Source organism: Flavisphingomonas formosensis, from assembly GCF_009755815.1.
In the GTDB taxonomy this organism is placed as follows: domain Bacteria; phylum Pseudomonadota; class Alphaproteobacteria; order Sphingomonadales; family Sphingomonadaceae; genus Flavisphingomonas; species Flavisphingomonas formosensis.
In genome coordinates this window covers 1-1,424 of the sequence record NZ_WRPK01000037.1, presented here as the reverse complement: position 1 = coordinate 1,424, position 1,424 = coordinate 1, and the positions used below count along the sequence as shown (strand labels likewise).

The window sequence follows — 1,424 nt, the reverse complement described above, 5'->3', positions numbered from 1 at the left end:
GGTCGTGTCCCCGGTGATGGTGTAGCTCGACGGTAGCGAAGCTAACCGGTCGCGCGCTCATCGCAGGCGCTGTAGCGGCCGGTCAGCTTCGCGGGTGGTCATCGGTGATCTTCGGATAGGTTTGGGTTGCGACACTCGAACCTACGGAGATTCCGATGACCGACGATACGATGAACCTTCAGGCGTTGCTGGGGAAGAGCGCGGACAGCGATTTTCTGCGCGAGATGATCGGCTTTGCCGCCCAGCGGCTGATGGAGTTGGAGGTCGGCGGGCTCACCGGCGCCGCCTATGGCGAGAAGAGCCCCGAGCGCCTCGCCCAGCGTAACGGCTACCGCGAGCGCGATTGGGAGACGCGCGCCGGCACGGTCGAGCTGCGTATCCCCAAGCTGCGCACGGGCAGCTACTTCCCCGGCTTCCTCGAACCGCGGCGGCTGGCCGAGAAGGCGCTCACCGCTGTCATCCAGGAGGCTTACATCCAAGGCATATCGACCCGCTCGGTCGACGACCTGGTCAAGGCGATGGGGATGAGGGGCATCTCGAAGAGCCAGGTGAGCCGGCTCTGCGAAGAGATCGACGTCCGAGTGAAGGCATTCCTCGATCGGCCGATCGAGGGCGACTGGCCCTACCTCTGGATCGATGCCACCTACCTCAAGGTACGCCAGGCCGGCCGGATCGTCTCGGTCGCCGTTACGATCGCCGTCGGCGTCAACAGCGACGGCCGGCGCGAGGTGCTCGGCATGGCGATCGGCGTCTCCGAGGCCGAGACCTTCTGGACCGACTTCCTACGCAGCCTCGCGCGGCGCGGCCTGCGCGGCGTCAAGCTGGTCGTCTCCGACGCCCACGAAGGTATCAAGGCGTCGGTGTCGCGCGTGTTCAGCGCCAGCTGGCAAAGATGTCGGGTCCATTTTGCCCGCAACGCCCTCGCTCACGCTGGCAGGAGCGGGCGTCGCGTCGTCTCGGCCTTCATCGCGACCGCCTTCGCGCAGGAGACCGCGGATGCCGCGAAGGCGCAGTGGCGCAAGGTCGCCGATCAACTCAGGCCCACCGTGCCCAAGCTCGCCACGCTCATGGACACCGCCGAGGCGGACGTGCTTGCTTACATGAGCTTCGCGCCCCAGCATCGCACGAAGTTGCACAGCACGAATCCGCTCGAACGCCTCAACGGCGAGATCAAGCGGCGCACCGAGGTCGTCGGCATCTTCCCCAACGAGGACGCCATTACCCGCCTCGTCGGCGCGATCCTACTCGAGCAGAACGATGAGTGGGCAGTCCAACGGTCGCGCTACATGACGCTGGAAAGCGTCGCGCAGTTGAGCGATGATCCTCTCGTCACGCTGCCGGCTATGGCCGCGTGATCGATCCGGCCTTGCCGGAGATCGGCGTCGCTACGTCGGCGAAGCTACACCATGCGATGGGACACGATC

The 1,424-nt window shown here is 65.9% G+C and carries 1 protein-coding gene; it reads left to right on the top strand.

Annotated elements, in window-relative coordinates:
• Positions 1 to 155 precede the first annotated feature (155 nt).
• Positions 156 to 1,355, top strand: coding sequence for an IS256 family transposase (locus GQY20_RS31880; RefSeq protein ID WP_157221204.1), 1,200 nt, complete (start codon positions 156 to 158; stop codon positions 1,353 to 1,355).
• The last annotated feature ends 69 nt before the right edge of the window (positions 1,356 to 1,424 follow it).